Source organism: Streptomyces sp. NPDC088732, from assembly GCF_044751205.1.
Lineage (GTDB): Bacteria > Actinomycetota > Actinomycetes > Streptomycetales > Streptomycetaceae > Actinacidiphila.
Window position 1 is genome coordinate 456,120 of record NZ_JBIVLI010000002.1, and the last position, 23,772, is coordinate 479,891.

The 23,772-nt window shown below is 71.5% G+C and carries 24 protein-coding genes, 1 tRNA gene, 1 pseudogene and 1 riboswitch; of the genes and pseudogenes, 17 read left to right on the forward strand and 9 right to left on the reverse strand.

Annotation, left to right across the window (positions count from 1 at the left end):
• Nucleotides 1-98 precede the first annotated feature (98 nt).
• The 4 genes and pseudogenes from ACIP9H_RS04925 (at nt 99) to ACIP9H_RS04940 (ending at nt 4,168) form a co-directional block, all read left to right on the forward strand.
• Nucleotides 99-1,641, forward strand: a pseudogene (locus ACIP9H_RS04925) (alkaline phosphatase family protein).
• A 79-nt stretch (nt 1,642-1,720) separates the two neighbouring features.
• Entirely contained in the window at nt 1,721-2,500 is a 780-nt protein-coding gene (locus ACIP9H_RS04930) for an HAD-IIA family hydrolase (protein ID WP_360906097.1), read from the forward strand.
• A gap of 108 nt (nt 2,501-2,608) precedes the next feature.
• Complete coding sequence (locus tag ACIP9H_RS04935) at nt 2,609-3,520, forward strand: hypothetical protein (RefSeq protein WP_401957523.1); 912 nt, start codon at nt 2,609-2,611, stop codon at nt 3,518-3,520.
• Nucleotides 3,521-3,523: 3 nt separating this feature from the next.
• The gene (locus ACIP9H_RS04940) at nt 3,524-4,168 is read left to right on the forward strand and encodes a class F sortase (protein WP_401583087.1); all 645 of its coding nucleotides are present in this window, start codon (nt 3,524-3,526) and stop codon (nt 4,166-4,168) included.
• A 31-nt stretch (nt 4,169-4,199) separates the two neighbouring features.
• Here the strand turns inward: ACIP9H_RS04940 and bcp are convergent, their stop codons facing one another.
• The gene (gene bcp, locus ACIP9H_RS04945) at nt 4,200-4,667 is read right to left on the reverse strand and encodes a thioredoxin-dependent thiol peroxidase (protein ID WP_401583089.1); all 468 of its coding nucleotides are present in this window, start codon (nt 4,665-4,667) and stop codon (nt 4,200-4,202) included.
• Nucleotides 4,668-4,767: 100 nt separating this feature from the next.
• Here bcp and ACIP9H_RS04950 point away from each other — a divergent pair, with 100 nt between their 5' ends.
• From ACIP9H_RS04950 to ACIP9H_RS04960, 3 genes are all read left to right on the forward strand, one after another.
• Nucleotides 4,768-5,091: a DUF3618 domain-containing protein gene (locus ACIP9H_RS04950; protein ID WP_360906101.1), complete on the forward strand. Its 324-nt coding sequence runs from the start codon at nt 4,768-4,770 to the stop codon at nt 5,089-5,091.
• A 46-nt stretch (nt 5,092-5,137) separates the two neighbouring features.
• Entirely contained in the window at nt 5,138-5,440 is a 303-nt protein-coding gene (locus tag ACIP9H_RS04955) for a GroES family chaperonin (protein ID WP_389243518.1), read from the forward strand.
• 7 nt (nt 5,441-5,447) lie between these two features.
• Nucleotides 5,448-5,509, forward strand: a riboswitch (guanidine-III (ykkC-III) riboswitch).
• Between the two features lie 34 nt (nt 5,510-5,543).
• Nucleotides 5,544-5,864 (forward strand): DMT family transporter, encoded by a 321-nt coding sequence (locus ACIP9H_RS04960; protein ID WP_401583224.1) that lies wholly within the window; start codon nt 5,544-5,546, stop codon nt 5,862-5,864.
• Between the two features lies 1 nt (nt 5,865).
• On the opposite strand, the gene ACIP9H_RS04965 is transcribed toward ACIP9H_RS04960, so the two are convergent.
• Nucleotides 5,866-8,109, reverse strand: coding sequence for a transglycosylase domain-containing protein (locus tag ACIP9H_RS04965; RefSeq protein ID WP_401583091.1), 2,244 nt, complete (start codon nt 8,107-8,109; stop codon nt 5,866-5,868).
• Nucleotides 8,110-8,420: 311 nt separating this feature from the next.
• Here ACIP9H_RS04965 and ACIP9H_RS04970 point away from each other — a divergent pair, with 311 nt between their 5' ends.
• Genes ACIP9H_RS04970 through ACIP9H_RS04980 form a run of 3 tightly spaced genes read left to right on the forward strand, consistent with a single transcriptional unit; the run spans nt 8,421 to nt 10,993 of the window.
• Nucleotides 8,421-9,221, forward strand: a complete 801-nt coding sequence (locus ACIP9H_RS04970; protein WP_401583225.1) for an ABC transporter permease — start codon at nt 8,421-8,423, stop codon at nt 9,219-9,221.
• A complete protein-coding gene (locus ACIP9H_RS04975) occupies nt 9,214-10,017 on the forward strand; it encodes an ABC transporter permease (RefSeq protein ID WP_401583093.1) in 804 nt (267 codons plus the stop codon). Before ACIP9H_RS04970 ends, ACIP9H_RS04975 begins: the two co-directional genes overlap by 8 nt.
• Nucleotides 10,018-10,024: 7 nt before the next feature.
• Complete coding sequence (locus tag ACIP9H_RS04980; protein ID WP_401957528.1) at nt 10,025-10,993, forward strand: ATP-binding cassette domain-containing protein; 969 nt, start codon at nt 10,025-10,027, stop codon at nt 10,991-10,993.
• A 36-nt stretch (nt 10,994-11,029) separates the two neighbouring features.
• Here the strand turns inward: ACIP9H_RS04980 and ACIP9H_RS04985 are convergent, their stop codons facing one another.
• Together ACIP9H_RS04985 and ACIP9H_RS04990 are read right to left on the reverse strand one after the other, a co-directional pair.
• Complete coding sequence (locus tag ACIP9H_RS04985; RefSeq protein WP_401583096.1) at nt 11,030-12,142, reverse strand: aminotransferase class V-fold PLP-dependent enzyme; 1,113 nt, start codon at nt 12,140-12,142, stop codon at nt 11,030-11,032.
• Nucleotides 12,143-12,206: 64 nt separating this feature from the next.
• Complete coding sequence (locus tag ACIP9H_RS04990; RefSeq protein ID WP_401957531.1) at nt 12,207-13,520, reverse strand: SGNH/GDSL hydrolase family protein; 1,314 nt, start codon at nt 13,518-13,520, stop codon at nt 12,207-12,209.
• 178 nt (nt 13,521-13,698) lie between these two features.
• Here ACIP9H_RS04990 and ACIP9H_RS04995 point away from each other — a divergent pair, with 178 nt between their 5' ends.
• From ACIP9H_RS04995 to ACIP9H_RS05015, 5 genes are all read left to right on the forward strand, one after another.
• On the forward strand, nt 13,699-15,006 hold the full coding sequence (locus tag ACIP9H_RS04995) for a DUF445 domain-containing protein (RefSeq protein ID WP_401583098.1): 1,308 nt from the start codon (nt 13,699-13,701) through the stop codon (nt 15,004-15,006).
• A 227-nt stretch (nt 15,007-15,233) separates the two neighbouring features.
• Nucleotides 15,234-16,091 carry a fumarylacetoacetate hydrolase family protein gene (locus tag ACIP9H_RS05000; protein ID WP_401957534.1) on the forward strand — a complete coding sequence of 286 codons (858 nt, stop codon included), beginning with the start codon at nt 15,234-15,236 and terminating at the stop codon, nt 16,089-16,091.
• Between the two features lie 194 nt (nt 16,092-16,285).
• Nucleotides 16,286-16,861 carry an HNH endonuclease signature motif containing protein gene (locus ACIP9H_RS05005; RefSeq protein ID WP_401957537.1) on the forward strand — a complete coding sequence of 192 codons (576 nt, stop codon included), beginning with the start codon at nt 16,286-16,288 and terminating at the stop codon, nt 16,859-16,861.
• Nucleotides 16,862-17,737 carry an HNH endonuclease signature motif containing protein gene (locus ACIP9H_RS05010; RefSeq protein WP_401957540.1) on the forward strand — a complete coding sequence of 292 codons (876 nt, stop codon included), beginning with the start codon at nt 16,862-16,864 and terminating at the stop codon, nt 17,735-17,737.
• Between the two features lie 51 nt (nt 17,738-17,788).
• Nucleotides 17,789-17,871: transfer RNA gene (locus tag ACIP9H_RS05015), tRNA-Leu, on the forward strand.
• 48 nt (nt 17,872-17,919) lie between these two features.
• Here the strand turns inward: ACIP9H_RS05015 and rdgB are convergent.
• From rdgB to ACIP9H_RS05035, 4 genes are all read right to left on the reverse strand, one after another.
• A complete protein-coding gene (gene rdgB, locus ACIP9H_RS05020; protein WP_401583104.1) occupies nt 17,920-18,528 on the reverse strand; it encodes an RdgB/HAM1 family non-canonical purine NTP pyrophosphatase in 609 nt (202 codons plus the stop codon).
• 16 nt (nt 18,529-18,544) lie between these two features.
• Nucleotides 18,545-18,952, reverse strand: a complete 408-nt coding sequence (locus tag ACIP9H_RS05025; RefSeq protein WP_401583106.1) for a hypothetical protein — start codon at nt 18,950-18,952, stop codon at nt 18,545-18,547.
• 57 nt (nt 18,953-19,009) lie between these two features.
• Entirely contained in the window at nt 19,010-19,756 is a 747-nt protein-coding gene (gene rph / locus ACIP9H_RS05030; protein ID WP_401957543.1) for a ribonuclease PH, read from the reverse strand.
• Nucleotides 19,757-19,844: 88 nt separating this feature from the next.
• Nucleotides 19,845-20,078: a PTS glucose/sucrose transporter subunit IIB gene (locus ACIP9H_RS05035; protein ID WP_360906114.1), complete on the reverse strand. Its 234-nt coding sequence runs from the start codon at nt 20,076-20,078 to the stop codon at nt 19,845-19,847.
• Nucleotides 20,079-20,218: 140 nt separating this feature from the next.
• Between ACIP9H_RS05035 and ACIP9H_RS05040 the strand changes: the two genes are divergently transcribed.
• On the forward strand, nt 20,219-21,544 hold the full coding sequence (locus ACIP9H_RS05040) for a PTS transporter subunit EIIC (RefSeq protein ID WP_401957546.1): 1,326 nt from the start codon (nt 20,219-20,221) through the stop codon (nt 21,542-21,544).
• 119 nt (nt 21,545-21,663) lie between these two features.
• Nucleotides 21,664-22,917 carry a PTS transporter subunit EIIC gene (locus ACIP9H_RS05045; protein ID WP_401583110.1) on the forward strand — a complete coding sequence of 418 codons (1,254 nt, stop codon included), beginning with the start codon at nt 21,664-21,666 and terminating at the stop codon, nt 22,915-22,917.
• Between the two features lie 85 nt (nt 22,918-23,002).
• Here ACIP9H_RS05045 and ACIP9H_RS05050 read toward each other — a convergent pair whose 3' ends face one another.
• A complete protein-coding gene (locus ACIP9H_RS05050) occupies nt 23,003-23,755 on the reverse strand; it encodes an MBL fold metallo-hydrolase (RefSeq protein ID WP_401583112.1) in 753 nt (250 codons plus the stop codon).
• Nucleotides 23,756-23,772: the final 17 nt, after the last annotated feature.

Genomic DNA, 23,772 nt, shown 5'->3' on the forward strand with positions numbered 1-23,772 from the left:
CGCACAGCACGCACAGCACGACCCGGACGCCCCTGCCCCGCCAGGGGCGTTCGGCTGTCCGCATCCGACGTGCACGACCCTTCGTCTGGAGGACCGTCATGCCGAACGGCATGTCCCGTCGCACCGTGCTCACCGCCTCCGCCGCAGGCGCCGCCCTGGTCGCCGCCGGCGGCCCGCTCGCCGGGCTCGCCCGCGCGGCCGCCCCCACCCTCCCGAACGGCACCAGCTCCGACAAGGTGCTGGTCATCGGCATGGACGGACTGCGCCACGACCGGATCGACGCCGCCAAGGCGCCGCACCTGAAGTCCCTGATGGCGAACGGGACCTACGGGCTCAGCCTGCTCTACGCCTCCCCGATGGCCGCCACGTCCTCCGGCCCCGGCTGGTCCACCGTCTCCACCGGTGTGTGGCCCGACAAGCACGGGGTGAGGGACAACACCTTCGCCGGCAAGAACTACACCCGCTACCCCGGCTTCCTGGCCCGCCTCGCCCAGGTGCGGCCGCAGTTGTCCACGTACGCGGCCGTCGACTGGAAGCCGCTGGACACCGAGGGCACCGTCACCGCGGGCGCCGACGGCAAGAACGTCTACGACGGCGACGCCGAGGGCTACCCGCTCCACGACGCCCACATCGCCGACGACGCCGAGCGCGTGCTGCGCGACCAGAACCCGGACGTCGCCTTCGTCTACTTCGGCAACACCGATGTCGTCGCGCACGCGGTGGGCGCCGCGAGCAGCACGTACCTGGACGCCATCGACGTCCAGGACGGCTACGTCGGCCGGCTGCTGGCGGCGGTCAAGGCCCGCCCCACGTACGCCTCCGAGCGCTGGACCGTCATCGTCGCCACCGACCACGGGCACCTCGACGCGGGCGGCCACGGCGGCAGCACCGTCGAGGAGCGGCGCACCTTCGTCCTGGCGCAGGGGCCGGGGATCGCCGCGGGCGCGCGGCCCGCCGACACCCGGCTCGTGGACGTCGCGGCCACCGTCTTCCAGCAGTTGGGCATCGTCCCCGACCCCGCGTGGGGCCTGGACGGCAAGCCCGTGCAGGAGCGCTCCACCGACCCCTTCGACGCGCTGCTGCCCGCGCTGGGCGGCCGGGTCGACGAGACCGGCATCCCGGCCTCCGTCCTGGGCTTCACGCACACCGCCCCCCAGCGGCTGGTCGGTGGTGAACAACGCGATGGGCACCGGCGGTGTCACCGAGTGGCGGGGCTGGTCCTTCGCCACCGACGAGTTCTGGTCCCGCTCGCAGCGCGACCAGTGGCGCGAGCTCAACGTCCGCTCCCGCGGGGTGTTCGCCGTCGCCGACTCCGACGAGTGGGACGACACGTCCCACTCGGGCGGCTACGACTCCACGCTGGTCACCCCCGCGTACGCCGTGACCGGCAGGAGCAGCGTCACGCTGTCCTTCACCACCTTCTACCGCCAGGAGGGCGCCCAGACCGCGCAGATCCTGGCCTCCTTCAACGGCGGCACCCCCACCGCCGTCAAGAGCTACACCTCCGACGTGGTCTCGCAGCCCCAGTCCGTGACGGTCGCCGTCCCGGCGGACGCCTCCAGCGTGAGCTTCCGCTTCCGCTACACCGGGGCCAACAACTGGTACTGGGTCATCGACGGGGTCAAGGTCTCCACCGCCTGACTAGGCTGGGGGCGCCGGCACGACGACGTGCCGGCGCCCCCTCACCTCAGCACCCCGCCGCACCGCAGGAGTCCGTCCCATGGCAGAACGCAAGCCGATCGAGTCCTGGCTCACCGACATGGACGGAGTCCTGATCCACGAGGGCACCCCGATCCCCGGCGCCGACGCGTTCCTCAAGCGCCTCAAGGAGTCGGGGAAGCCGTTCCTGGTCCTCACCAACAACTCCATCTACACCCAGCGCGACCTGCACGCGCGGCTGACCCGCATGGGCCTGCACGTCCCGGTGGAGAACATCTGGACCTCCGCGCTGGCCACCGCCCGCTTCCTGGACGAGCAGCGGCCCGGCGGCACCGCGTACGTCATCGGCGAGGCGGGCCTGACCACCGCGCTGCACGACATCGGCTACGTGCTGACCGACGTCGAGCCGGACTACGTGGTGCTGGGCGAGACCCGCACCTACAGCTTCGAGGCGCTGACCAAGGCCATCCGGCTGATCAACAACGGCTCCCGGTTCATCGCCACCAACCCCGACGAGACCGGCCCCTCGGCCGAGGGCGCGCTGCCCGCCACCGGTTCGGTCGCCGCCCTGATCACCAAGGCCACCGGCAAGGACCCGTACTTCGTCGGCAAGCCCAATCCGCTGATGATGCGCGCCGGGCTCAACGCCATCCAGGCGCACTCCGAGACCAGCGCGATGATCGGCGACCGGATGGACACCGACGTGCTGGCGGGCCTCGAGGCGGGTATGGAGACCTTCCTGGTCCTCACCGGGCTGACGCGGCCCGCCGACATCGACCGCTTCCCCTACCGGCCCTCGCGTGTGGTGGAGTCCATCGCCGATCTGGTGGACCTCGTCTGACCCGACCGGAGCAGCCCCGCATGCGGCGGCCCGTCAGAAAAGAGACCTTCGAAGTACCGGGGCCGACCGATCCGACAACGTGAGCCCGGGTGAGTGGAGGTTTTCATCATGGGCTCTGTCAGGGACGCCGCCCGCATTCCCCTGTGCGCCGCCGCGGCGGTGGCGGTGATCGCCGTCTGCGGTCCCGTCGCCGTCGCGGACGACGGCCCGGCCGGGAGCGGGGACGCCACCAGCCGGCTGTGGGAGCGCGCGGCCGGCGGGGGCGGCGGAGCCCAGGGCGGCGACCGCCAGGACTTCGGCAGGCAGGACGGCGGACGCGACAACGGCGACCGGGGCGACGGCGGACGCGACAACGGGGGCCGGGACGACAACGGCCGCGACAACAGCCGGGACAACGGGGGCCGCGACAACAACCGGGACAACGGCAACCGGGACGACAACGGCCGCGACAACGGCGGACGTGACGACGACGGTGGTGAAGGCGGCCGCGGCGGAGGCGGGGGCGGCGGAGGCGGCGGGGGCGGGGGCGGGGGCGGGGGAGGAGGTGTCGTCGTCGGCGGCGGCGGTGTCGTCGGCGGGGGCGGTGTGACCGTCAACCCCGGTTCCGTCGGCCCGGGCGGCGACGTCGACGTCCGCACCCAGGAGTGCGACCGCGCCCAGTCGGGCACCGTCAGCTCCTCCGCCTTCGTCGCTCCCGTACGGCTCGCCCCGGCCTCGGACGGCGGCATGTACGCCTCCGCGGTGGTGCGCTCCGGGCTGGCGTCCGGCTCGTACAAGGTCTCCATCGAGTGCAACGGCCAGTCGCACGAGGGCCAGATCGAGGTCGGCGAGGGCACCGGGGACGGCGGCTTCCCGTCCGCACCGGTCCCCGCGGGTGGCGGTGCCATGGCCGCCGGCGTGGCACGGCACGCGGCCTCCGCCCCGCAGCCGGCCGGGGTGCCGGGCACCGTGGCCGCGGGTGTGCTGGCCGTGGCGGGGGCGGCCGGCCTGGTGATGCACCGGCGCCGCAGCCGGGACTGAGCGGTGCAGGGACGGACCGTCGCGGCCGCCACGGCCGCGGTCGTGCTCTTCGCGGCGTGGCTGAAGGGCTACGTCCACCCGGCCCCCGGGGACGCCATGGGCGCCCCGGGGGTCACCGCCACGTCCGCGCCCGGGGCGGACGGGCGCCCCACCCCGGTCTACGCCGCGCACACCCCGCTCCACCACGCCCGGCCGCTCAGCATCCGCATCCCCTCGGCCGGCATCGACGCCCCGCTCGTGGTGCGCGGGCTCACCGCCGACGGGGCCGTCGACCCGCCGCCGTTCACCTCGCCCGGGGTGGCGGGCTGGTTCGGCGCGGGCCCGGCGCCCGGCGACGCGGGCGCGGCGCTCGTCGTCGGCCATGTGGACACCCGCACCCGGGCCGCGGTGTTCTACAACCTCAGCACCGTCACGCCCGGCACCCTGGTGGAGGTCAACCGCTCGGACGGCTCGGTCGCGGAGTTCACCGTCGAGGGCGTGGAGATCGTCCCGAAGGAGGGCTTCCGCCCGGAGCGGGTGTACGGCTCGGGCGTCCGCCCCGAGCTGCGGCTGATCACCTGCGGCGGCACCTTCGACCGCGCGACCCAGAGCTACTCGGCCAACGTCGTGGTCTACGCGGCACTGACCGGCTCGCACACCCGGGCCTGAGCCGGTGGCGCCGCGGCGGCCCGAGGGGGCGTCAGACGCCCAGGTCGCGGATGAGCTTGGCCACGTGCCCGGTGGCCTTGACGTTGTACCAGGCGTGCTCGACCTTGCCGTGCTCGTCGACGACGACGGTGGAGCGGATCACGCCGGTCACCACCTTGCCGTACAGCTTCTTCTCGCCGAAGGCGCCGTACGCGGTCAGGACCGACTTGTCGGGGTCGGCCACCAGGGTCACCTTCAGCGACTCCTTCTCGCGGAACTTCGCGAGCTTCTCGGGCTTGTCGGGCGAGACGCCGATGACGTCGTAGCCGGCGCCCGCGAGGACGTCGAGGTTGTCGGTGAAGTCACAGGCCTGCTTGGTGCATCCCGGGGTGAGCGCGGCGGGGTAGAAGTAGACGATGACCTTGCGGCCGGCGTGCTCGGCGAGGGAGACCTCGTTGCCGTCGGCGTCGGGCAGGGTGAAGGCGGGTGCGGTGTCGCCGGGCTGGAGGCGCTCGCTCATGGGTGCAGTTCTCCGGTTCGGGGTGCCGACGGGCGCCGGCACGAGCGGACTGACAGACTGTCTGCACGGTACCGGTCGAGACAACGATGGAGGCTGCACGGTGTCGGATGGCAGGAGCCCGGCTCAGATCGAGGCGGACATCGCCCTGAAGCGGCGGGAGCTGGCCGCCACCCTGGACGAGATCGCCGTGCGGGTGCACCCGGCGACGATCGCCGCCGACACGAAGGCGAAGGTCGCGTCGGCCGTGGACCGCACCGCCGGACGGGCGTACGTGGCGGTCAACCGGGGCGTGACGGAGATCCGGGGGCACTTCGTCACCGAGGAGGGCGCGCCGCGCGTGGAGCGCATCGTGCCGGTCGCGGTGGCGGCCGTGGCACTGGTCACTGTGGTGGCCGGCCTCTCGCTGCGCAGACGACGCCGGTAACGTCGTACCTGTGAGTTCGCCATCGCATGACAAGCTTCCGATCCGCATGCTCCACGACCGTGTGCTGGTCCGTTCCGACACCCCCGAGGGGGAGCGCCGCTCCGGCGGCGGCATCCTGATCCCCGCCACGGCGGCCGTCGGGAAGCGGCTGGCCTGGGCCGAGGTGGTCGCCGTCGGCCAGAGCGTGCGCACCGTGGAGGTCGGGGACCGGGTGCTCTTCGACCCGGACGACCGCGCCGAGGTCGAGGTGCGGGGCACGGCCTACGTGCTGATGCGGGAGCGGGACCTGCACGCGGTGGCCGCCGAGCGGCTCCAGGGCTCGGAGGACTCCACCGGTCTTTACCTCTGATTTGCTATCGTCGCTCTCATCCCCCTGACGAGACGCGCCGTACCAGGGCCCATGCAAAGACGACGCACCGCCTGAGTCTTCAATGATCACGGAGGTGCTCGTCGTGGCATGGGTCCTGCTGTGTCTGGCCGGCCTGCTGGAGGTCGGCTGGTCGGTCGGCATGAAGTACACCGACGGTTTCACCCGGCTGTGGCCGAGCCTGGGCACCGGGTTCGGCATCGTCGCCAGCATGCTGCTGCTGTCGTACGCGGCGAGGACGCTGCCGATCGGCACCGCCTACGGGGTGTGGGTCGGGATCGGGGCGGCCGGGGCGGCGGTGCTCGGCATCGTGGTGCTCGGTGAGCCGGCGACCGCCGCCCGGGTCTTCTTCATCTGCCTGCTGCTGGTGGCCGTCGTCGGGCTGAAGGCGACCTCCGGTCACTGAGCTACTGGAAGCCGCCCCCGCCGCCTCCGTCGTCCCCCCCGACCGGGCCGCCGATCGGCAGCTCGGCGCCTCCGGGGCCGCCCTCGCTCGGCGGCGGGGAGCTGCTGGCCGGCGGCTCGGACGGGGACTGCGGCGGCTCCGACGAGGTCGGCGGCCCACTGGTCGTGGCCGGCGGCTCGGACGGGGTCTGCGGGGGCTCCGAGGAGGACGGCGGGGCGGAGCTGGCCGGCGGGGCCGAGGTGGCCGGGGGCTCCGAGGCGCCGGGCTCCAGCCGCAGGTGGAAGCCCTCCACCGGGGTGCCCTTCAGCGCGCCCGCGGTGTACTGCGCCCAGATCTGCGTCGGGAAGCCGCCGCCGTTGACCCGGTCCAGGCCGGTGGTGCCGTACAGCTGCTTCTGGGCGCCGGTCTGCGAGTCCTGCCCCATCACGGCGACCACGGTGGCCAGGTTCGGGGTGTACCCGGCGAACCAGGCGGCCTTGTCCTCCTCCGCCGTGCCGGTCTTGCCCGCGGCGGGGCGGCCGGAGGCCTGGGCGGCGGTGGCGGTGCCGCCCTGCACCACCGAGCGCAGGATCGAGGTCGTGGTGTCGGCCGCCTCCCGGCTGACCGCCTGCCGCGGCGCCCGCTCGGGCAGCCTCAGGTCCTCGCCGTTCTTGGTGACCTTCACCACCATGGTGTACGGGATGTACCGGCCGTGGTTGGCGAGCGTGGCGTAGGCCTGGGCCATGTCCAGCGGGCTGGCCTCCATGGTGCCGAGCGCCATCGCCGGGGTGCTGACCAGCTTGACCTGCTCGGGGACACCGAGCGCCCGCACCGTGCTGTTGACGTCGTCCGCGCCGACGTCCTGCGCCATCTGGGCGTAGACGGCGTTGACGGACTTGTCCATGGCGCGGGTGACGGTGATCGGCCCGTAGGAGACGTCGTCCTCGTTGGCCGGGGCGTAGCCGGTGCGGCCGTTGGGGCCGACGACCTCGCGCTTGTTGGTGCCGTCGTAGGTCGTGTACGGCGTGATGCGCCGGCCGCCCTGCGTGGTCGAGTCGTTCTGGACGGCCGAGGCGAAGATGAACGGCTTGAAGGTGGAGCCGACCTGGTAGTCGCGGCGCGTCGCGTTGTTGACGAACTGCTTGGTGTAGTCGATGCCGCCGTACATGGCGACGACCTTCCCCGTCGCCGGGTCGATCGAGGCACCGCCGGCCCGCACGTACTGGTCGGTCTTGTGCGCCTTGGGGTCCAGCTTGTCCAGGAGCTGCTCCTCGGCCGCCTTGACGAAGGCGTCCTCCTTCTTGCGGTCGATGCTCGTGGTGATGCGGTAGCCGCCGGAGCGCAGCGTCTCCTCGTCGAGGATGTGCGCCGAGGCCAGGTAGTCCTTGACCGCCTCGACCAGGTAGCCGCGCTGGCCGGACAGGCTGGTGGCGGGCTTGGCCTTCAGCGGGGTCGGGAACCTCAGCGAGGCGCGCTCGGTCCCGCTCAGCCAGCCCTCCTTGACCATGCCGTCCAGGACGTAGTTCCAGCGGGCCTGCGCCTGCGTCCGGTTCTCCGGGTGGGCGATCACGTCGTACTCGCTGGGGGCGTTGAGCAGCGTGGCGAGGTAGGCGCCCTCGGCCGTGCCGAGTTGGTCGGCGTCCTTGCCGAAGTAGGCCTGGGCGGCGGCCTGGATGCCATAGGCGTTGCGGCCGTAGTAGCTGGTGTTGAGGTAGCCCTGGAGGATCTCGCTCTTGCTCTTCTCGCGGTCGAGCTTGATCGCGATGAAGAACTCCTTGGCCTTGCGGACCGCCGTCTGGTCCTGGTTCAGGTAGTAGTTCTTCACGTACTGCTGGGTGATGGTCGAACCGGACTGCTTGCCCTTGCCGGTGACCGTGTTCCAGGCCGCGCGGATCATCGCCTTGGGGCTGACCGCGGACTCGTTGTAGAAGTTGCGGTCCTCCGCGGCGAGCGTGGCGTACTGGGCGGTTTTGGCGATCTGGCCGAGGTCGACGTTCTCCCGGTTGACCTGGCCGTCGCGTGCCAGCTGGCTGCCGTCGGAGTACAGGTACACGTTGCTCTGGGCGACCGCCCCCGCGTTGGCCTTGGGGATCTCCACCAGCTGGTACCCGATGACGAAGGCCCCGGCGCAGGCCAGCACGACCAGCAGGAAGGTGCCGACCACCGTCTTCCAGCCAGGGATCAGTCTGCGGATTCCGGTGCGCTTCGGCTTCTTTCCGGACGGCGCGGTTCCCCCGCCGCCGGGGGAAGCGTTGCTGCTGCTCATGTCTGTACTGACTCCTCCGCGGCCGCCGAGGGTTGTGCCGCGGCGGAACATCTTGGGTCAATCGTGCCGTACGACCCGGCGGACACTCACGCACCTTCGGGACAAAACGGTGCAATGGCGCGCGTCCGTGACAGGGCTGTGACAGCTCTGGAGCACACCGCGGACCCCACCACGGAGTGAAAAACCCGTGGCAGCGCGTGACGGCGGCCGGTAGCGTCGTGCGCTTGCGCCCGCTCCGGACGGCACGGACCGGGCCCGGCAAGAACAGCACGAACAGCATGAACGGCACGAACGGGAAGGTCGGGAGCAGGATGCGCCTGTACGCCGCCGTGGCGGCGAGCGGCTTCCGCCGGCACGCCACCTACCGGACGGCGACCGTGGCCGGGATCTTCACCAACACGGTCTACGGCTTCGTCATCGCCTACACCTACATCGCCCTCTGGGACGAACGACCCCACCTCGGGGGGTACGACCAGTCCATGGCGTTGACGTACGTCTGGACCGGCCAGGCACTCATCGCCGCCTGCGCACTGCTGGGCGGCGGCTTCCAGGACGAACTCATCGACCGCATCCGCAGCGGCGACGTCGCCGTCGACCTGTCCCGCCCCGCCGACCTGCAGGCCTGGTGGCTCGCCGCCGACCTCGGCCGGGCCGCCCACCAACTGCTCGCCCGCGGCGTGGTACCGATGGCCTGCGGCGCCCTCGCCTTCCGCCTCGCCCTGCCCACCTCACCCCTCACCTGGGCGTTCTTCCTGCTGTCGGTGCTCCTCGGGGCCGTCGTCAGCTTCGCCCTGCGCTACCTGGTGGTCCTCAGCGCCTTCTGGCTGCTCGACGGCAGCGGCGTGGTCACCGTCGCCTCGCTCGCCACGATGTTCTTCTCCGGCATGCTGCTGCCGCTCAACGCCTTCCCCGCGGCCCTGGGCGCCGTCGCCCGCGCGCTGCCCTTCTCCTCGCTCCTCCAGGTCCCCGCCGACATCCTGCTCGGCCGCAGCACCGGCACGGCACTCGCCGGCAGCCTGGCCTTCCAGGCCGGCTGGGCGGTGGCCCTGCTCGGCGCCGGCCGGCTCCTGCAGTCCGCCGCGACCCGCAAGGTGGTGGTCCAAGGTGGCTGAGGCACTGCGCACCTACGGACTCGTCGTGGGGATGTGGATCCGCTCCACCATGGCCTACCGCGCGTCCTTCGTGATGACCGCGCTCGGCAACTTCGCCGCCACCGCACTGGACTTCGTCGTCATCCTGCTGATGTTCTCGCAAGTGGACAGCCTCGGCGGCTGGAGCCTCCCCGAAATCGCCCTGCTCTACGGCACCGCCGGCACCTCCCTCGGCCTGGCCGACCTGGCCATGGGCAGCATGGAACGGCTCGGCAGCCGCATCCGCGACGGCACGCTGGACACCCTGCTGGTACGGCCCGTGCCCGTCCTGGCCCAGGTCGCCGCCGACCGGTTCGCGCTGCGCCGCATCGGCCGCGTCGTCCAGGGGCTGCTCGTGCTCGGCTGGGCGCTGGCCCGGCTCGACATCGCGTGGACCCCGCTGACGATCGTCCTGCTGCCCGTCAGCGTGCTCAGCGGCGCCGCCATCTTCGCCGCGGTCTTCATCGCGGGCGCCGCCTTCCAGTTCTGGGCCGGCGACGCCTCCGAGGTGCAGAACGCCTTCACCTACGGCGGCAACACCGTGCTCCAGTACCCGCCCTCCGTCTTCGCCAAGGACCTCGTGCGCGGCGTCACCTTCGTCGTGCCGCTCGCCTTCGTCAACTGGCTGCCCGCCCTGCGCGTCCTCGGCCGCCAGGACCCCCTCGACCTGCCCGGCTGGGTCGACTTCGCCCCGCCCCTGGTCGCCGCCGCGTGCTGCGCGCTCGCCGGCGCCCTGTGGCGGACCGCCCTGCGTTCGTACCGGAGCACCGGGAGCTGATACCGCCATGACCACCCCCGTCATCGAACTCGACCAGGTCGAGAAGGTCTTCGACGTCCGCCGCAAGACCGGCCTGATGCGCCGCGAACGCCGGCAGGTACGCGCCGTCGACGGCCTCACCTTCCGCGTCCCCGCCGGCGAGATGATCGGCTACATCGGCCCCAACGGCGCCGGGAAGTCCACCACCATCAAAATGCTCACCGGCATCCTCACCCCCAGCGCCGGCCGACTGCGCGTCGCCGGCATCGACCCCTCCCGCGAACGCGCCCGCCTGGCCCGCCGCATCGGCGTCGTCTTCGGCCAGCGCACCACCTTGTGGTGGGACCTGCCCCTGCGCGACTCCTACGAACTGGTCCGCCGTATGTACCGCATCGAGGCAGCGCGCTACCGCCGCAACCTCGGCCGCTGCGTCGAACTGCTCGACCTCGCCCCGCTGCTGGACGTACCGGTGCGGCAGCTCTCCCTCGGCCAGCGCATGCGCGGCGACATCGCGGCCGCCCTGCTGCACGACCCCGAAGTGCTCTACCTCGACGAACCCACCATCGGCCTCGACGTCGTCAGCAAGGCCAAGGTCCGCGCGTTCCTCCGCGACGTCAACACCGAGCAGGGCACCACCGTCCTGCTCACCACCCACGACCTCACCGACATCGAGCAGTTGTGCCGCCGCGTCATGGTCATCGACCACGGCCGCCTGATGTACGACGGCGGCCTCGCCGGACTGCACGCCATCGGCGAGAGCGAACGCACCCTTGTCGTCGACTTCGCACACGAACTGCCGCCCGTGGAACTCCCCGGCGCCCGCTGCGCCCGCGTCGACGGCCCCCGCCAGTGGATCGCCTTCCCCGCCACCGCCAGCGCGGCACCCCTCGTCGCCGAACTCGCCGCCCGGCACGGCGTCGTCGACCTGTCGGTGCGCGAACCCGCCATCGAGGACGTCATCGCCCGCATGTACGCCACCGGCGGCGCCCCCGTGTGACGCCGCCGGCAACCGCCCAGGGGGAGCCCAGGGGGATCAGCGCAGCGAACCCAGCGCCGCCCGCACCCGCTCCACCGCGCCCGACGTGGTCGACGCGTGCGCCGAGAACCGCACCGAGTCCGTCCGCACCGACGGCGTGACCCCCTGCTCGTGCAGCGCCTTCGCGATCCGCTCCGGATCGGTGCCGGGCACCGCGAACGACACGATGCCCGCCCGCTCCTCCCGCGCCACCGGCGACAGCACCTCGCCGCCCGCCGCGCGCACCACCTCGATCAGCTCGTCCACCCGCCGCGCCACATGCGCCTCGATCGCGGCGACCCCCGACGACTCCACCAGCTCCAGCGCCACCGCGAAGGCCGCCGCCGTCACCGGGCTCAGATTGGTGATGCTCCAACGCAGCGCGTCGGGCGCCGGCGGATGCTCCACATCGTCGAAGACCGCGACGTCCGTCACGCCCGTCCAGCCCGAGAGCGTCGGCTCCAGCCGCTCCAGGGCCCGGTCCGACAACGCGGCGAAACCCGTCGCCCAGCTCGCCCGCAGCCACTTCTGGCCGCCCGCGACCACGACGTCCGCCGCCTGCCACGGCAGCTCCGCGACACCGAACGCCTGCATGGCGTCGACGATCAGCAGCCGGTCGCCGATCACCTCGCGCAGCGCCGCCAGATCGGCGCGGTAGCCCGTACGGAAGTCCACCGCACTGACCGAGACCGCCACCACCTCGTCCGTCAGGGCCGCCCGCACCGCGTCCGCGGTCGGCGCCGCATCCAGCCAGCGCGGCACCGCACGGCCCAGGGCCGCACTGCGCCGCCACGGATAGTGGTTCGCCGGGAAGTCCGCCGCGGGCACCAGGACCGCGCCCCCCGCCAGACCGAACGCCGCGTGGAACAACCCCGTCGAGGCATTGGGCAGCAGCGCCACATGCGCCGCGTCCGTACCCGCCAGCCGGCCCGCCGCCGCCCGCGCCCGCGGCTCCGCCCGCATCAGCTCGTTGACGGTGGTGTGATCCGCCTCGGCGGACTCGGCCAGCGCCGCCGCCGTCGCCGCCAGCACATCCCGCGAAGGCGGCCCGTAGCGGGCAAAGTCCAGATAGCCCTCGGGCTCGGTGAAACGCTCGGCGTAACCGGGCAGACCGCCCGCGAGATCCGTCATCGCCGTCCTTTGAATTGCTCGTGAAGTCCGTGCACACCCCGCCCCGCCCCCGGGCCTCCCCCCGTCACACCTTCGTGGCGGCGGAACCCCGCAGCAGCGCCGGCCGGACGGCCTCGGCCATCCGGCGGTAGCCCGCGTCGCCGGGGTGCAGATGATCACCGGAGTCGTAGCCGGGCAGCATCCTCGTCGGACGGTACGGGTCACGCAGCGCCTTGTCGAAGTCGATCACCGCGTCGTACACCGTGCCCGCCCGGATCGCCGCGTTGACCCGCTCCCGCACGGCCTCCGTCGCCGGACCGTACATCCCGTGGCCCTCGAAGGGCAGCAGCGTCCCGCCGATCACCCGGATCCCGCGCGCGTGACCGCGCGCCACGATCTCCCGCAGCCCGGCGACCACGGCGTCCGCGCTGCCCTGCTGCGGCGGCCGGATGATGTCGTTGATGCCCAGCTCCACCACCATCGTGCGCACCCCCGTCTGGGACAGCGCGTCACGCTCCAGCCGGCGCAACGCGCCCTGCCCCGACCCGGCGAAGCCGTCGCGCAGCACCCGGTTGCCGCTGATGCCCTCATTGAGGACACCCAGCCGCAGCCGCGGATCCGCCGCATCCGACAGACGGTCCGCCAGGTAGTCGGGCCAGCGGTGGTTCGCGCCGACCGAAGAGGCGAACCCGTCCGTGATGGAATCGCCGAGGAACACCACCGAACCCGCCGCCCGCGCGTTGAGGACGTCCACCGCGCTGACATACCGCCAGTACGGGCTCGGCGTCCTGAACGACCGGCCCGAGACCTGCCCGGTGTGCTCCCCCCGCGCCATGAACGAGATCTGCCGCGCCTCCGGATGGAACGTCACCGGCCCCGACGGCAGCGCCGCATACGTCGTGACCAGCAGATCGGCCCGCTCCGGCACCGCCAGTTGCACCGGGTCGCTGACAACACCCCCGCCCACCGGGACCGTCACCGACTCCTGCCCGGCGAACGTCAGCGCCCGCATCGTGCCCCGGACCGCCGCCGCCCCGCCCCCGGCGGACCGCGCCACACTCGCGTGCGCGAACACCAGCGGCGCGGCACCGAACGCATTGGACAGGTGCACCCGCACCGAGACACCGCCGACGCTGGTGCGCACCACGTTGCGGATCGACCATCCGGGGTATCCGTCCGCCGTACCCGGCTCCCCGTCGGCCGGAGCCGCGGACCACGTACCGACCCACGAACCCGCGGCCGCAGGCGCGGCGGTCCCCGCGCCCCCGGCCGCCAGGGACGGACGCCCCGTACGCGCCGAGACGTCCACACGGCCGACGATGACGAAAATCGCCGTCGAAACGACCACCACCAGGGCGGCGAGTGCGGCGAGCAGGGCATAACCGGTCGTTCTGGCCACGCAGTGCTCAACTCCTGGGCAGGGGGGTATCGGAAACCGGCGCGATCCGCCCCCACTCATGATCCCATGGAGAACGCCGGACCTGCCCGTCTGCTCTGTCGGACGGCGGGAACCCGTTGTTCGTTCCAACTGGTGAGTGTGGCGTGCGCAATACGCAAAAGGGAAACGAGGGCAACGGATGGAGAGGACTCCGGTGACCGGAACGGGCCAGAACGCGACTCCGGCGTTCTCCTACAGCCCCGCCGACGAGGGCAGGCGGCGCGGCGTCCGCCGCATGAAGGTGATCGCCACCGGCCTGCTGCTGGCCGCCACCCTCGTGTACGGCCTCGCCAAATGGGCCGAATCCGCCGGCGCCGGCGCCTGGAGCGGCTACGTCGCCGCCGCCGCCGAGGCCGGCATGGTCGGCGCGCTCGCCGACTGGTTCGCCGTGACCGCCCTCTTCCGCAGGCCGCTCGGCCTGCCCATCCCGCACACCGCCATCATCCCCACCAAAAAGGACGCCCTCGGCCGCACCCTCGGCGACTTCGTCGGCGAGAACTTCCTGTCCGAGACCGTCGTCCGCACCCGGCTCCGCAAAGTCGGCATCGCCCACCGCCTCGGCACCTGGCTCGAGGACCCCGAACACGCCGAACGCGTCACCGAACAGGGCGCGGCCGCCCTGCGCGGCGCCCTGACCGTACTGCGCGACTCCGACGTCCAGGCCGTCGTCGGCGAAGCCATCACCCGCCGCGCCGACGCCCAGGAGATCGCCCCAGGCATAGGGAAGATGCTGGAACGCATCGTCGCCGACGGCGGCCACCGCCGGATGGTCGACCTCGTCTGCGTACGCGCCCACGACTGGCTCACCGAGCACGGCGACTCCGTCATGAACGCCGTCCAGGGCGGCGCGCCCGGCTGGACCCCGCGCTTCGTCGACCGCAAGGTCGGCGAACGCGTCTACAAGGAACTGGTGCGCTTCACCGCCGAGATGCGCGACATGCCCGAACACCCGGCACGCGGCGCCCTCGACACCTTCCTCGCCGACTTCGCCACCGAGCTCCAGTCCGACCCCGACACCCGCAGGCGCGTGGAACGACTGAAGAAGGACCTCATCGAACGCCACGAAGTGCAGGACCTCATCGAGTCCGCATGGGGCTCGGTGCGCGGCATGATCGTCGCCGCGGCCGAGGACGAGCACAGCGAACTGCGCATGCGCGCCCGCGCGTCCCTGCTGTCGCTGGGCGCACGCATGACCGAGGACCCCCGGCTCACCGCCAAGATCGACGGCTGGCTGGAGGACGCCGCCACCTACGTCGTCACCACCTACCGGGACGAGATCACCGCCCTGATCACCGACACCATCGCCGGCTGGGACCCCGAGCAGACCACCCGCAAGATCGAGGCCAACGTCGGCCGCGACCTGCAGTTCATCCGCATCAACGGCACGGTCGTCGGCGCGCTCGCGGGCCTGGTCATCTACACGGTGTCGCGAGTCCTCGCGGGATAGCGACAGCCAGACATCGGAGGAATCCCCGGGGTCCATTGCCTCGGAGTTCCACACGCCGCACGCTCCACCACCTGGACCACCGCCGAGCATGCCCGGCCGCACCGTTCGCACCCTGGGCAGGGGGTTGCGGGCGGCACCCCCTCCGCTGGAGGATCACCCAAGACCTCCGATGACCGTCCCCATCGGAAACGAACCATCCGCCCTCCCTCGACCCACCGGAGAGTCTCGTGAAGCTGCTGCGAGTCGGCCCCGCCGGAGCCGAACGCCCGGCCCTTCTCGACCAGGACGGCGTCCTGCGCGACCTGTCCGCCCTCACCCCCGACATCGACGGCACCCTCCTCGCCGACCCCGCCGCCCTCGACCGCATCCGCGAGGCCGCCGAAGCCGGCACCCTGCCCGCCCTCGACGTCGACGACCTGCGCACCGGCCCCCCGCTCGCCGGCATCGGCAAGATCGTCTGCATCGGCCTCAACTACCACGACCACGCCACCGAGACCGGCGCCGCCATCCCCAGCGAGCCGATCCTCTTCATGAAGGCCCCCGACACCGTCGTCGGCCCCGACGACACCGTCCTCGTCCCCCGCGGCAGCCTCAAGACCGACTGGGAGGTCGAACTCGCCGTCGTCATCGGCCGCGAACTGCGCTACGCCGCCTCCCCCGAGGAGGCCCTCGCCGCCGTCGCCGGCTACACCGTCGCCCACGACGTCTCCGAACGCGCCTTCCAGATCGAGCGCGGCGGCCAGTGGGACAAGGGCAAGAACTGCGAGACCTTCAACCCCCTCGGCCCCTGGCTCGTCACCGCCGACGACGTCCCCGACCCGCAGGCCCTGGCCTTGCGGCTGTGGGTCAACGGCGACCTCAAGCAGGACGGCACCACGGCCGACCAGATCTTCCCGGTCGCCGAAGTGGTCCGCTACCTCAGCCAGTTCATGACCCTCTACCCCGGAGACGTCATCAACACCGGCACCCCGGCCGGCGTCGCCCTCGGCCGCCCCGAGCCCAAGCCGTACCTCCGGGCCGGCGACGTCGTCGAGCTCGAGATCGACGGCCTCGGCCGCCAGCGCCAGGTCCTCAAGGACGCGTAGCCCTCCCGGCCCTCCCCGAAGGGCGCCCGGCGCGATGTGCGCCGGGCGCCCTTCGGCCTTTCCCGGACGGCGTAACCGTCGTACGAACGGGTCGTTATTCCGTGCGAAAGTGCAACACCAGATCGCATGGGGGATATGTGGCAGTCAGGTACACACGGGAGCTCGTCGAACGGGCGGTCGCGGATTGCCGGTCGTTGTCGGAGACGATCACCGCGCTCGGCGGGACACCCACGAACGGCAGCCGCGCCTACCTGCGCAAGCTGCTCGCCACCTGGGAGATCGACTGCACGCATTTCGAGCAGGAAGGGGTCCGCCACACCGAGCAGCGGCTACGAGCCGTCGTCCGGGAGTCGACGAGCATCGCGGACGTCGTGCGCCGGCTCGGCATCAGCCCGGTCGGCGGCAACCAGGCACACATCGGACGCCGCATCGCCCGACTGGGCATCGACACCTCGCACTTCACGCCGAACGCCGGGCCACGCCGTCCGCGGGTTCGGCTGGCGGATCGGCTGGTGCTCGGCACGCCGGTGGACGGACGCATCGCCAGCCACCGGCTGCACCGGTATCTGCTCAGCAGCGGCGTCCGGGACAGATGCGCGATGTGCGGTACCGGACCCGAGCGGAACGGCCGGCCCCTGCGTCTGGAGGTCGACCACGTGAACGGGGACTGGTGGGACAACCGCCCCGGGAACCTGCGGCTCCTCTGCCCCAACTGCCATGCGGCCACGGACACCTATCGCGGCCGAAAGCGTCCGGGGGCGGTCCGGTAGATGTCGCGCCTCTACGACAGCCCGGGCTACACCCGGGCCTCCCTCTCGCGCTGTGCGGCGGAGTCCACCAGTCTCGTCGACATGCTCCGGCGGCTCGCTCAGCCGCTCGGCAGCGGTCTTCTGGCCTATTTGCGGGAGCGATTGAAGCACTACGGCATCGACACGAGCCATTTCGTCGACGAACCGCTGCCCCGCAAGCAGCCCCGCAGGTACACAAAGGAGATCCTCGAGGATGCCACGTCCCGCTGCGGTTCCATCCGGGAGATCCTGGAGCACCTGGACGTGGCCCCGTACGACAGCGCCTACCGGCACATCGCCCGCAGGCTCGCCCATTTCGGCGTGGACACCTCCCATTTCTCTCAGCCCGCGACGAGCGGGCCCAGAGTGATCGGCTCTGACGAACTCCGCGCGGCGGTCAACGGGTCGACGAGCCTCGCCGGCATCATCCGGAGCCTCGGCCTGCCCGACAACGGGACGTGCAGGAGGAGGATCAAACGCGCCATCGCGGAACACGGGCTGTCCACCGCGCACTTCACGGGGCAGGCGCACGCCCGCGGCATCCCGTCGCAGAGGCGCAAGCCCGCGGAGGACATCCTGCGGCGGCTCGACGCCGGCAGTCCACGCACGAGCCGTCGCCAGCTCCACAGGGCATTGCAGGAAGTGGGCCTGGCCTACGTGTGCGGCGCCTGCGGCACGGGTCCCGTGTGGCAGGGCCTGCCCATCGCGTTGGAGATCGATCACGTCAACGGTGACCGGCTCGACAACCGGATCGGCAATCTCCGGTACCTGTGCCCCTCCTGCCACAGCCAGACCGCAACTTTTGCCGGGCGCGACCCTCGGGCGACCGTGGGGCGGATGCCGGACCAGCAGATGTGAGGTCAACGGCACGGCTGTGGAGACGCCGAGCCAGTACCATATAGGCGGCTGGTGGCCGTGGCGGAATGGCAGACGCGCGCCGGTTTAGGTCCGGGTGAGCTTCGCTCGTGTGGGTTCGAATCCCACCGGCCACACCTCCAGAAAGGGCCACGTCGGTCGCTCCGACGTGGCCCTTCGCCTTTTCACCCCACCAGTTCCCGCACCACCGGCACCAGCCCCCGGAAGGCCTGGCCGCGGTGGCTGATGGCGTTCTTCTCCGCCGGGGTGAGTTCGGCGCAGGTGCGGGACTCGCCCAGCGGCTGGAGGATCGGGTCGTAGCCGAAGCCGCCGGTGCCCTCGGGGGTGAAGCGGAGGGTGCCCAGGAGGCGGCCCTCGACGACGTGTTCGGTGCCGTCGGGGAGGGCGAGGGCGGCGGCGCACATGAAGTGGGCGGCGCGGTGGGGGGTGTCGATGTCGGAGAGCTGGGCGAGGAGGAGGGCGAGGTTGGCGCGGTCGTCGCCGTGCTTGCCGGCCCAGCGGGCGGAGAAGATGCCGGGGGCGCCGCCGAGGACGTCGACGCAGAGGCCGGAGTCGTCGGCGACGGCGGGCAGGCCGGTGGCCTGGGCGAGGGCGTGGGCCTTGAGGAGGGCGTTCTCGGCGAAGGTGACGCCGGTTTCCTTGACGTCGGGGATCTCGGGGTAGGCGTCGGCGCCGACGAGTTCCACGCCGAGTCCGGCGTCGGCCAGGATGGCGTGGAGCTCGGCGACCTTGTGGGCGTTGCGGGTGGCGAGGACCAGACGGGTGTGCGGCATGGTCCGATTATCCCGGTCAGCCGGGGGCGCAGATCTTGGTGAGTCCGGCGGCGGCGTCGGCGACGGGAGTGACGTCGGGGGTCCGGCCGGCGTCGGCGGCGTCGCGGGCGTTGTCGACGGCTTTCTGGAGGTCGTCGACGGCCTTGGTGACGTCTGCGTTGTCGGTCTTGTCGCCGAGGGTGGCCAGGTGGTCGGCGATCTGGTCGAGTGCGGTGGCGGCACTTTGCGGGTCGTTGCCCGCGTTGCTCACCGCGTTCTGGAGGTTCTGGACGTCGCCGGCGACCTGGGCGGCGACGGTGGCGCAGTCGAGGGCCTTGTCGACGGCGTCGATGGCGTCGGCGGCGCCGCAGCCGGTGAGGGCGGCGGCACCGAGGGCGGTGGCGGCGGCGAGTGCGGCGAGGCGGCGGCGGGTGCGTGAGTGCATGTCAGTACACACGCACCGGACCGCCGCCCGGGTTGCGTTCCGCAGACCTGTTCTTGGTCAGTTCTTGGTGGTCTGTTCGAGCTCTTCCAGTGCGGCGCGCTGCAGGGCGTCGAGTTCGGCGCAGCCCGCGACGGCCAGGTCGAGCAGGGAGCCCAGTTCCTTGCGGTCGAAGGGCTGGCCTTCCGCGGTGCCCTGGACCTCGACGAAGCGGCCGTCGCCGGTGCAGACGACGTTCATGTCGGTCTCGGCGCGGACGTCTTCCTCGTAGCGGAGGTCGAGCATGGGGACGCCGTCGATGATGCCGACGCTGACGGCGCTGACGGTGCCGTTGAGGGGCTGGGCCTTGGCGCGGAGGAGTTTGCGGCCGTGCATCCAGGTGACGGCGTCGGCGAGGGCGACGTAGGCGCCGGTGATGGCGGCGGTGCGGGTGCCGCCGTCGGCCTGGAGGACGTCGCAGTCGAGGACGACGGTGTTCTCGCCGAAGGCCTTGTGGTCGATGACGGCGCGCAGGGAGCGGCCGATGAGGCGGGAGATCTCGTGGGTGCGGCCGCCGATCTTGCCGCGTACGGATTCGCGGTCGCCGCGGGTGTTGGTGGCGCGCGGGAGCATGGAGTACTCGGCGGTCACCCAGCCTTCGCCGCTGCCTTTGCGCCAGCGGGGCACCCCTTCGGTGACGGAGGCGGTGCAGAGGACCTTGGTGTCACCGAAGGAGACGAGTACCGATCCTTCGGCGTGCTTGCTCCAGCCGCGCTGGATGGTGACGGGGCGGAGCTGGTCGGGTGTGCGGCCGTCGATACGAGACATGGCGACGAGCCTAGTCGTATGTGCGCCGCGGGCCCGTGCCGGTTGCGGAACGGGCCCCGTGCGGGTGATCAGTTGTGGGGGGCCGGGGTCAGAGCATGTCCTCGATCTCGGCGGCGAGGGGGTCGGCGTCGGTGCCGATGACGACCTGGATGGCGTTGCCCATCTTGACGACGCCGTGGGCGCCGGCGGCCTTGAGCGCGGCCTCGTCGACGAGGGAGGGGTCGGCGACCTCGGTGCGGAGTCGGGTGATGCAGCCCTCGATCTCCTCGATGTTGTCGAGTCCTCCGAGCCCGGCGACGATCTTCTCTGCCTTGCTGGCCATCTGTAGCTCCTGGTTGTCTCGGCCGTTCGGTCCGATTTCACACGGTAGTGCAGGGGTGGACCGCATTTGCGGGGATGCATCTCTGACACAGCCGCGCCGCAACTGGTCTACACCACATTACCCGCCAGGAGGTAGTGACCATGAGCTCGGACGCCGCCGCAGGTCCGCGCCCCGGCCGCAGGTGGACGGGCACGCTCTTCCAGGGGCTGCAGAAGATGGGGCGCAGTCTGCAACTGCCCATCGCGGCACTGCCGGCGGCGGGCATCCTGAACCGGCTGGGGCAGCCGGACGTGTTCGGCGCGGAGGGCCTGGGCTGGGACAACGTGGCGAGGGTGTTCAACGGCGCGGGCGGCGCGCTGCTGGACGGCTCACTGGGGCTGCCCCTGCTGTTCGCGGTGGGTGTCGCGATCGGCATGGCGAAGAAGGCGGACGGTTCGACGGCCCTGGCGGCGGTCGTGGGTTTTCTCGTCTATTACGGGGTGCTGCACCAGTTCCCGCAGGACTGCCCGCCCGGCACGGTCTTCACGCAGGCGAGCGCGATCAGCGGTGCCTGCGTCCCACCGGGCACGCCGTCGGCGGCGGTTCCCGCCGCGTACCAGGATCCCGGGGTGTTCGGCGGGATCGTGATCGGACTGCTGACCGCCTTCTTCTGGCAGCGCTACCACCGCACGCGGCTGGTGGACTGGCTGGGCTTCTTCAACGGGCGGCGCCTGGTGCCCATCATCATGTCCTTCGTGGCGATCGCCTTCGCGGCGCTGTCGCTGTGGGTGTGGCCGCCGGTCGGCAGCGGCCTGACGAGCTTCAGCCAGTGGCTGAGCGATCTGGGGTCGTGGGGCGCGGGCATCTTCGGGGTGGCGAACCGGGCGCTGCTCACGGTGGGTCTGCACACGTTCCTGAACGTGTTCGTGTGGTTCCAGTTCGGCAGCTTCACGAAGCCGGACGGGCAGGTGGCGCACGGGGACGTCAACCGGTTCCTGGCGGGCGACCCGACGGCGGGGCAGTTCATGTCGGGCTTCTTCCCCGTGATGATGTTCGCGCTGCCCGCCGCGGCGCTGGCCATCACGCACTGCGCCCGCCCGGAGCGCCGCAAGGAGGTCGGCGGCCTGATGCTGTCGGTGGGGCTGACCTCGCTGGTCACGGGGATCACGGAGCCGGTGGAGTACTCCTTCTTGTTCATCGCGCCGGCGCTTTACGCGATCCACGCGGTGCTGACGGGGGTCTCGATGGCGGTCACCTGGGCGCTGGGGGTGCACGACGGTTTCAGTTTCTCGGCGGGTCTCATCGACTACGTCGTGAACTGGTCGCTGGCGACGAAGCCGTGGCTGGTCGTCCCGATCGGGCTGGTGCTCGCGGCGGTCTACTACGGGCTGTTCCGGCTGGTGATCACGCGGTTCGACCTGGCGACGCCGGGGCGGGAGCCGGTGGAGGTCGCGGAGGAGATGGCGCAGGACAACCTCAAGGCGTAGCGGAGCCGCCACGCTCCGAAATGTGGTCTAGACCACACGGAGCCAAACGTTCCTCTGCGCGTCAAGTGCGTGTTAAGACTGGTCTACACCACTGAGTGGTTCAGACCAGGAGGAACTCCATGACGACCGCCACCCCGACGGCGGCTCCCGCAGCAAAGAAGCGGGGCTCCGGCCTTATCCAAGGCCTGCAGAAGGTCGGCCGCAGCCTCCAGCTGCCGATCGCCGTCCTGCCGGCGGCGGGCATCCTGCTCCGCCTGGGACAGCCCGATGTCTTCGGGGCCGACGGCCTCGGCTGGGACAAGGTGGCGTCCGTCTTCGCCACCGCGGGCGGCGCCGTCTTCGACAACCTTCCCATGCTGTTCTGCATAGGCGTGGCCATCGGCTTCGCCAAGAAGGCCGACGGCTCGACCGCGCTCGCGGCTCTCGTGGGCTTCCTGGTCTACAACAACGTCCTGAAGGCCTTCCCGGTCACCGAGGCGAAGGTCCAGAGCGGCGCGGACATCGCCGCCACGTACAACAACCCGGGCGTGCTCGGCGGCATCGTGATGGGCCTGCTCGCCGCCGTCCTGTGGCAGCGCTACCACCGCACACGGCTGGTGGACTGGCTCGGCTTCTTCAACGGCCGGCGCCTCGTGCCGATCATCATGGCCTTCGTCGGCACCCTGGTCGGTGTCTTCTTCGGTCTGGTCTGGGAGCCCATCGGCGACGCCATCAGCAACTTCGGCGAGTGGATGACCGGGCTCGGCTCGGTCGGCGCCGCGCTCTTCGGCCTGATCAACCGCGGTCTGATCCCGATCGGCATGCACCAGTTCGTGAACTCGGTGGCCTGGTTCCAGCTCGGTGACTTCACCAACTCCGCGGGCACCGTCGTGCACGGCGACCTCACCCGGTTCTTCGCCGGTGACGGCAGCGCCGGACAGTTCATGTCCGGCTTCTTCCCGATCATGATGTTCGGCCTCCCGGCCGCGGCCCTGGCCATGGCGCACTCGGCCCGGCCCGAGCGCCGCAAGGCCGTGCTCGGCATGATGCTCTCGCTCGCCCTGACCTCGTTCGTCACGGGCGTCACGGAGCCGATCGAGTTCTCCTTCATGTTCATCGCGCCGCTGCTCTACGCCATCCACGCGGTGCTGACCGCGGTGTCGATGGCGGTCACCTGGGCGCTCGGCGTCCACGCGGGCTTCACGTTCTCGGCCGGCGCGATCGACTACATCCTGAACTGGAACCTGGCGACCAAGCCATGGCTGATCATCCCGATCGGCCTGTGCTTCTCGGTCGTCTACTACGTGGTCTTCCGCTTCGCGATCGTGAAGTTCAATCTCCCCACCCCGGGCCGCGAGCCCGAGGAGGAGATCGAGGACCTCACCAAGGCCTAGCGACCGCGGCCGCGCAGACGCACGAGGCCCCCGGAACCGACCAGGTTCCGGGGGCCCCGTGCGTGCCGGGGGCGTACCGGCGGCGTCAGATCTCGTAGACCGCGCCCGCCTTCGCCAGCTCGACCGGGCCGTCGTAGACCGCGCGGGCGTCGTCGAGGTTGACCTGGGGGTCGGTCCACGGCGGGATGTGGGTGAGGACGAGGCGTCCGGCGCCGGCGCGGTCGGCGTACTCGCCGGCTTCGCGGCCGTTGAGGTGCAGGCCTGGGATGTCCTCCTTGCCGTGCGTGAAGGAGGCCTCGCACAGGAAGAGGTCGGTGCCCTCGGTCAGGGTCGCCAGGGCGTCGCTGCGGCCGGTGTCACCGGAGTAGGTGAGGGTGCGGCCGGCGTGCTCGATGCGGAAGCCGTAGGCCTCGACGGGGTGGCTGACCGTTGCCGCGGTGACGGTGAAGGGGCCGAGCCGGAACGCACCGGGTTCGAGGGTGCGGAAGTCGAAGACCTCGCTCATGCACTTCTCGTCGGGCACGTCCCCGTAGGCGCTCGCGAGGCGGCGCTCGGTGCCTTCCGGCCCGTGGACGGGGATGGCGTGGGCGGGGCCGCCCTCGTGGCGGTAGTAGCGTGCGACGAAGTAGCCGAGCATGTCGATGCAGTGGTCGGCGTGCAGATGGCTGAGCAGGACGGCGTCGAGGTCGTAGAGACCGCAGTGGCGTTGCAGCTCGCCGAGGGCGCCATTGCCCATGTCGAGCAGCAACCGGAAGCCGTCGGCCTCGACGAGGTAGCTGGAGCAGGCCGAGTCCGCGGACGGAAACGACCCCGAGCAGCCGACGACGGTGAGCTTCATGTGCAGAAACCTCCGTG

Excerpts from the sequence above, each read along its gene's own strand:
- ACIP9H_RS04930 (WP_360906097.1), top strand. The coding sequence starts at position 1,721 with ATGGCAGAACGCAAGCCGATCGAGTCCTGGCTCACCGACATGGACGGA.
- ACIP9H_RS04935 (WP_401957523.1), top strand. The coding sequence starts at position 2,609 with ATGGGCTCTGTCAGGGACGCCGCCCGCATTCCCCTGTGCGCCGCCGCG.
- bcp (WP_401583089.1), bottom strand. The coding sequence starts at position 4,667 with ATGAGCGAGCGCCTCCAGCCCGGCGACACCGCACCCGCCTTCACCCTG.
- ACIP9H_RS04955 (WP_389243518.1), top strand. The coding sequence starts at position 5,138 with ATGCTCCACGACCGTGTGCTGGTCCGTTCCGACACCCCCGAGGGGGAG.
- ACIP9H_RS04965 (WP_401583091.1), bottom strand. The coding sequence starts at position 8,109 with ATGAGCAGCAGCAACGCTTCCCCCGGCGGCGGGGGAACCGCGCCGTCC.
- ACIP9H_RS04970 (WP_401583225.1), top strand. The coding sequence starts at position 8,421 with ATGCGCCTGTACGCCGCCGTGGCGGCGAGCGGCTTCCGCCGGCACGCC.
- ACIP9H_RS04980 (WP_401957528.1), top strand. The coding sequence starts at position 10,025 with ATGACCACCCCCGTCATCGAACTCGACCAGGTCGAGAAGGTCTTCGAC.
- ACIP9H_RS04985 (WP_401583096.1), bottom strand. The coding sequence starts at position 12,142 with ATGACGGATCTCGCGGGCGGTCTGCCCGGTTACGCCGAGCGTTTCACC.
- ACIP9H_RS04995 (WP_401583098.1), top strand. The coding sequence starts at position 13,699 with ATGGAGAGGACTCCGGTGACCGGAACGGGCCAGAACGCGACTCCGGCG.
- ACIP9H_RS05010 (WP_401957540.1), top strand. The coding sequence starts at position 16,862 with ATGTCGCGCCTCTACGACAGCCCGGGCTACACCCGGGCCTCCCTCTCG.
- rdgB (WP_401583104.1), bottom strand. The coding sequence starts at position 18,528 with ATGCCGCACACCCGTCTGGTCCTCGCCACCCGCAACGCCCACAAGGTC.
- ACIP9H_RS05025 (WP_401583106.1), bottom strand. The coding sequence starts at position 18,952 with ATGCACTCACGCACCCGCCGCCGCCTCGCCGCACTCGCCGCCGCCACC.
- rph (WP_401957543.1), bottom strand. The coding sequence starts at position 19,756 with ATGTCTCGTATCGACGGCCGCACACCCGACCAGCTCCGCCCCGTCACC.
- ACIP9H_RS05035 (WP_360906114.1), bottom strand. The coding sequence starts at position 20,078 with ATGGCCAGCAAGGCAGAGAAGATCGTCGCCGGGCTCGGAGGACTCGAC.
- ACIP9H_RS05040 (WP_401957546.1), top strand. The coding sequence starts at position 20,219 with ATGAGCTCGGACGCCGCCGCAGGTCCGCGCCCCGGCCGCAGGTGGACG.
- ACIP9H_RS05045 (WP_401583110.1), top strand. The coding sequence starts at position 21,664 with ATGACGACCGCCACCCCGACGGCGGCTCCCGCAGCAAAGAAGCGGGGC.
- ACIP9H_RS05050 (WP_401583112.1), bottom strand. The coding sequence starts at position 23,755 with ATGAAGCTCACCGTCGTCGGCTGCTCGGGGTCGTTTCCGTCCGCGGAC.